The sequence below is a fragment of the Streptomyces sp. WAC06614 genome (genome assembly GCF_003949795.1).
Classification (GTDB): Bacteria; Actinomycetota; Actinomycetes; order Streptomycetales; family Streptomycetaceae; genus Streptomyces.
This window is the reverse complement of record NZ_RPRY01000431.1, coordinates 1-4,905: the sequence shown is the minus strand read 5'-3', so window position 1 is coordinate 4,905 and position 4,905 is coordinate 1. Positions and strand designations below refer to the sequence as shown.

General features: G+C 74.2%; 5 protein-coding genes and 1 pseudogene. 3 read left to right on the top strand and 3 right to left on the bottom strand.

Translation table 11 applies throughout. The features are described from left to right. A partial coding sequence (locus EF918_RS32485; RefSeq protein WP_125652498.1) for an alpha/beta fold hydrolase occupies positions 1–1,466 on the top strand: 1,466 nt, incomplete at its 5' end. On the opposite strand, the gene EF918_RS32480 is transcribed toward EF918_RS32485, so the two are convergent. Then, positions 1,445–1,849, bottom strand: coding sequence for a hypothetical protein (locus EF918_RS32480; RefSeq protein WP_260610872.1), 405 nt, complete (start codon positions 1,847–1,849; stop codon positions 1,445–1,447). The genes EF918_RS32485 and EF918_RS32480 overlap by 22 nt on opposite strands. A 238-nt stretch (positions 1,850–2,087) precedes the next feature. On the opposite strand from EF918_RS32480, the gene sigJ reads away from it, so the two are divergent. Beyond that, a complete protein-coding gene (sigJ, locus tag EF918_RS32475; RefSeq protein ID WP_125652497.1) occupies positions 2,088–3,077 on the top strand; it encodes an RNA polymerase sigma factor SigJ in 990 nt (329 codons plus the stop codon). Positions 3,078–3,096: 19 nt separating this feature from the next. After that, positions 3,097–3,513: a PPOX class F420-dependent oxidoreductase gene (locus EF918_RS32470; protein ID WP_125652496.1), complete on the top strand. Its 417-nt coding sequence runs from the start codon at positions 3,097–3,099 to the stop codon at positions 3,511–3,513. 314 nt (positions 3,514–3,827) lie between these two features. On the opposite strand, the gene EF918_RS32465 is transcribed toward EF918_RS32470, so the two are convergent. Beyond that, entirely contained in the window at positions 3,828–4,289 is a 462-nt protein-coding gene (locus EF918_RS32465; RefSeq protein ID WP_125652495.1) for a VOC family protein, read from the bottom strand. Between the two features lie 489 nt (positions 4,290–4,778). After that, positions 4,779–4,905, bottom strand: a pseudogene (locus EF918_RS38740) (VOC family protein); the annotation flags it as partial.

Genomic DNA, 4,905 nt, shown 5'->3' with positions numbered 1-4,905 from the left:
CCCCGCCGCCGCTCGGCACGGTCGCCCGCACCGTGGGTGACGCCCGCTTCGAGCCGGGCCCCTGCCCCAAGACCCCCGAGCCGATCGCCGCGCTCGACGACGCCCGCTGCGGCACCCTCACGGTCCCCGAGAACCGCGCCCGGCCGAGCGGCAGGAAGATCACCCTCGGCGTGGCGGTCGTACCGGCGGTGGCCGAGAAGCCGCAGCCGGACCCGATCGTCTGGCTGGCCGGCGGCCCCGGCGACGACGCGGTCGGCGAGGCGAAGATGGCGGTGGACGGCGGTCTGAACCGGGACCGGGACCTGATCCTCATGTCCCAGCGCGGCACGTACTCCGCCGACCCCGCACTCACCTGCCGCACCATCGACGAGTTCAACGCCCGCGCCGTCGGCCTGGTCTCCGGCGCCGCGGACACCGAGCGCGAGCACGTCGCGGCGACCCGGGCCTGCCGCGAACAGTTCACGGGCCGCGGGGTCGACCTCAGCGCCTACAACGACATCGAGAGCGCCGCCGACCTCGCCGACCTGCGCTCCGCGCTGGGCCTGAAGGAATGGAACGTCTACGGCATCTCGTACGGCACCCACCTGGCCCTGGTCTACATGCGGTTGCACCCGCAGGGCGTCCGCTCGGTCGGCATCGACGGCATCCTGCCCCCGTCCACCGCCGGCTCGGCCCTGACCTGGCGCGCCGCGAAGCAGGGCTTCGACGGGGTGTTCAAGGCCTGCGCGCAGCAGCCGGCCTGCAACCGCCGCTACCCGAACCTGCCGGCCACCTTCACCCGCCTGGTCCGCCAGTTGGAGGCCCACCCCGTCACCACGACGGTCACCCCGCCCGGCAGCGCGAAGCCGGTGAAGGTCGTCCTGGACGGCAACGCCCTGGTGACCTGGATGACCTCCGCCACCCATGTGGCCCCCCAGATCCCCCGTTCCCTCGACGAACTGGCCCACGGCAGGCCGCAGCGCATCGCCGAGCAGTACGCGGGCGGCAAGCTCAGCCCCCAGGCTCTGGGCAGGGTCTCGCACGGCCTCGTCTACGGAGTCTTCTGCAGCGAGTGGACCCCCTACGAGACCCAGGCCCAGGCCCTCGAAGGCGGCCGGCGCGCCTTCCCGTCCTTCCCCCGCTCGGTCCAGGCCCAGGCCCCCCAACTCACCTCCCTCCGCCCGGACTGCGCCGCCTGGAACGTCCCTGCGGCCCCGCCCTCGATCCGTGACGCCACCCGCAGCGACATCCCCACCCTCGCCCTGTCGGGCGGCTTCGACGCCCAGACGGGCGCCGCCAACGGCCCCTACGTGGCCCGCACCCTGCCCCACGCCACCGTCGTCACGGTCCCGTACGAACCCCACGTGGTCTTCGCCACGTCGAAGTGCGCCCAGCAGATCACCAGGTCCTTCTTCACCGCCCCGAACTCCCCGGACACCAGCTGCCTCTCCACCCTGAAGCCGCCTCAGTTCGAGATCGGGCGGTGAGGTGTGGCGCCGGAGCCGGGTGCGTCGGCGGGCGCGGCCGTGAGGGGGTGACGGGTCGTCAGGAGGCGCGCCAGGTGGAGGGAGCTCAGGGTGCACATGAGCACGCCCAGGGGGACATGGACCGACGGCACCCGGGCGATACCCAGGACCACTTGCAGCGAGGCCAGTGCCAGGAAGCCCGTGGCGTAGAGGGCGGGCCGCGGGGAACCGCCGCCCGGGCGCCACCGGAGGACCGCGGCCAGCACGTGCAGCATGGCCGCGGCGTACATGACGCGGGCCCCGATGCCGTGGAGCAGCTCGCCGTGCGCGGAGGACAGCAACAGCCCGGCGGAGACCGCCTGGAGGAAGAGGGTCACGGTCTGCGCGGCGACCGCGAACCGCAGGAAGCGCGATCGGGGCGTGGGTGTGGACGTGGGGGCGGCGCTGCTGTCGGCGGGCGCGTCGGCGGCGGCGCCGGTGGGTCGGCCGCTGTCCGGGTCAGCCGTGGTCGGGACGGTGCGTGCGGTCATGGCGGGTCCTGTCCTCCTGCATCGAAACGATCTCTCGGTCGTCCGACGACGCAGCGCGTGAGAATGTGAGGCGGCAGCGGAACGGGCGACGGACGGCGGGGGAGAACGCAGGATGAGCAGCACCGCGGGCAGACACGTACCGGGGCTCGACGCGGTCATGAGCGAGCGCCGGCAACTGATCAACGTCGCCTACCGGCTCCTCGGCTCCCTCGCCGAGGCCGAGGACGCCGTGCAGGAGACGTACGCCCGGTGGTACGCCATGTCCCCGCAGCAGCAGGAGGCCATCGCCTCGCCGGGCGCCTGGCTGACCACCGTGGCCGGCCGCATCTGCCTCGACCTCCTCGGCTCGGCACGGGCGCGCCGCGAGAGCTATGTCGGCCAGTGGGTGCCGGAGCCGGTGCCCGACCGTGCGGAGTGGCCGACCGGCCGGCCGGGAGGAGCGGACGGCGGGGGTGACCCGGCCGACCGGGTCACCCTGGACGAGTCGGTGGACATGGCCTTCCTCGTCGTCCTGGAGGCGATGACCCCGGCCGAACGCGTCGCATTCATCCTCCACGACGTCTTCCGCTACCCCTTCGCCGAAGTCGCCGCCGTCGTCGGCCGCACCCCGGCGGCCTGCCGCCAACTGGCGACCTCGGCCCGCCGCCGGCTGCGCGCGACCCGGCCCGACGCGGCTGCGACGGGCGCGCGACCAGCCGCAGCCGTGGTCCGGGAGTTCAAGCAGGCCTGGGAGGCCAAGGACATCGCCGCCCTCGTCGGTCTGCTCGACCCCGACGCCACGATGATCGCCGACGGGGGCGGCCTCGTCGGGGCGGTGCTCCGCCCGGTCGTGGGCGCGGAGGCCATCGCCCGCTACCTCACCGCAACCGGCGGCAGGTCGACGCCCCGCTTGACCCTCCTCGAACGCTCCGTCAACGGCCGCCCCGGCCTCGTCGCCCGGTTCGCCGGCACCACGGTGACCGTGGCGGCGTTCGGACTCACCGGCGACCGGATCACCCACATCTGGGCCGTACGCAACCCCGACAAGCTCCGACCGTGGAACGACGCCCCGCCGACGGCGACCTCACCAAGCACGGGCGACTTCCTGGGCATGTCCGAATGACCGAACTACCTTGACCCCCATGCCGATTGAGCTGAACGACACGGTACGCAGCCTGCTCGACGCCCCGCACCCGGCGGTGCTGACCACGCTCAACCCCGACGGCAGCCCGCAGAGTTCGGTGGTGTGGGTGTCGCGGGACGGGAGCGAGCTGCTGGTCTCCACCCTCCAAGGGCGCCGCAAGGCGCGCAACGTGGCGGCCGACCCACGCGTCGGGCTCACCGTCTTCGACCCCGCCAACCCCTACCTCTACGTCGAGATCCGCGGCACCGCCACCCTCGCCCCGGACACCGACCGGGCCGTCGCCGTCCGCATCACCGAGGAGTACCTCGGGCCGGGCTCCGGCAAGGACGCCCAGCAGGCCCCGGCGCAGGAGGTCCGCGTCGTCGTCCGGATCACCCCGACCAAGGTCCTCGGCAACGCGGCGAAGGCCGGCTGAGGGGCGTCGCCCCGTCACCGCTTCGTCAGCGCCCCACGGTGTTCATCAGGATGATCGCCGCCAGGTCCGCGAGGATGACGGCCACCACGCCGATGATCATGGCCCACGCCCGACCCGACTCGTCCAGCGGCATGCACCACCACCTCCGCGCACCGTGCCCACGCCGTCGGGCGGGCCTCCCGCCATGATGCGCCGCCCCGCGGGGCCGCACACCTCGAGCGAGCGCGCCCGGCGGTGCCGGGCCGGGCCGGAACGGCCCGGCGTGCGGCCCCGGCGTCGGCCCGGCACGGCGCAGGCGCCCCGGCGCGCCTGCCTCAGTCCAGGCAGAACTCGTTGCCCTCGGGGTCCCGCATGACGATATGCCCGAAGGCCATCGGCGGCGCCGGCTCGTGGCGCCGTACCCGGGTCGCCCCCCGCGCGACCAGCCGCTCGCACTCGGCCTCCAGCGCCGCCATCCGCTCCGGACCCTGCAGCCCGGGAGCGGCCCGTACGTCGAGGTGGACGCGGTTCTTGCCGGCCTTGTCCTCCGGGACCCGCTGGAAGAAGACCCTCGGGCCGTGCCCGTCCGGGTCCTCGATGGCCGAGCGCGCGTTCCGCTCCGCCTCCGGTACGCCGATCCGCGCGAGGAATTCCTCCCACGCGGCCAGCGGATCGGCGCCGTCCGGCAGCTCCGCCCCGGGCGGGCCGGGATGCACGTAGCCCAGGACGTCGCGCCAGAAGACCGACAGCGCCCTCGGGTCGTGCGCGTCGAAGGTGATCTGGAGGTGTCGGCTCATCGGATGGCTCCCTCACGTCTGCGGTGTCCGTACCACCCCCACCCTGACACCCATGGAGGACAGATCCTGTCCGCCATGGAGGGCGGGTGGTCGGGAAAGGGGCGTGCGTGGCGTTGCACGCTCCGCAGGGCCCTGCCGGGCATCGTCGGGTGATGGACGTCGATGCGGTGATCACGGAGCTGTACGGACTGAGGCCGGGTGAGTTCACGGCGGCCCGGGACCGGTACGTCGCCCGGGCGAAGGCCGGGAAGGAGCCGGAGGCGGCCCGCCGGATCGCCGCGCTGCGCCGGCCGAGCCTCGCGGTGTGGGCGGCGAACCTGCTGGCCCGGGCGGACCCGGACCAGGCCGAGGGGCTGCTGCGGCTGGGGGAGGAGCTCAGGGCGGCGCACCGGGGGCTGGACGGCGACCGGCTGCGGGAGCTGTCCCGGCAGCGGAACCAGCTCGTCGCGGCCTCGGCCCGGCAGGCCGCCCAGCTCGCGGCGGACGCGGGGGAGCGGCCCGTACGTCGAGGTGGACGCGGTTCTTGCCGGCCTTGTCCTCCGGGACCCGCTGGAAGAAGACCCTCGGGCCGTGCCCGTCCGGGTCCTCGATGGCCGAGCGCGCGTTCCGCTCCGCC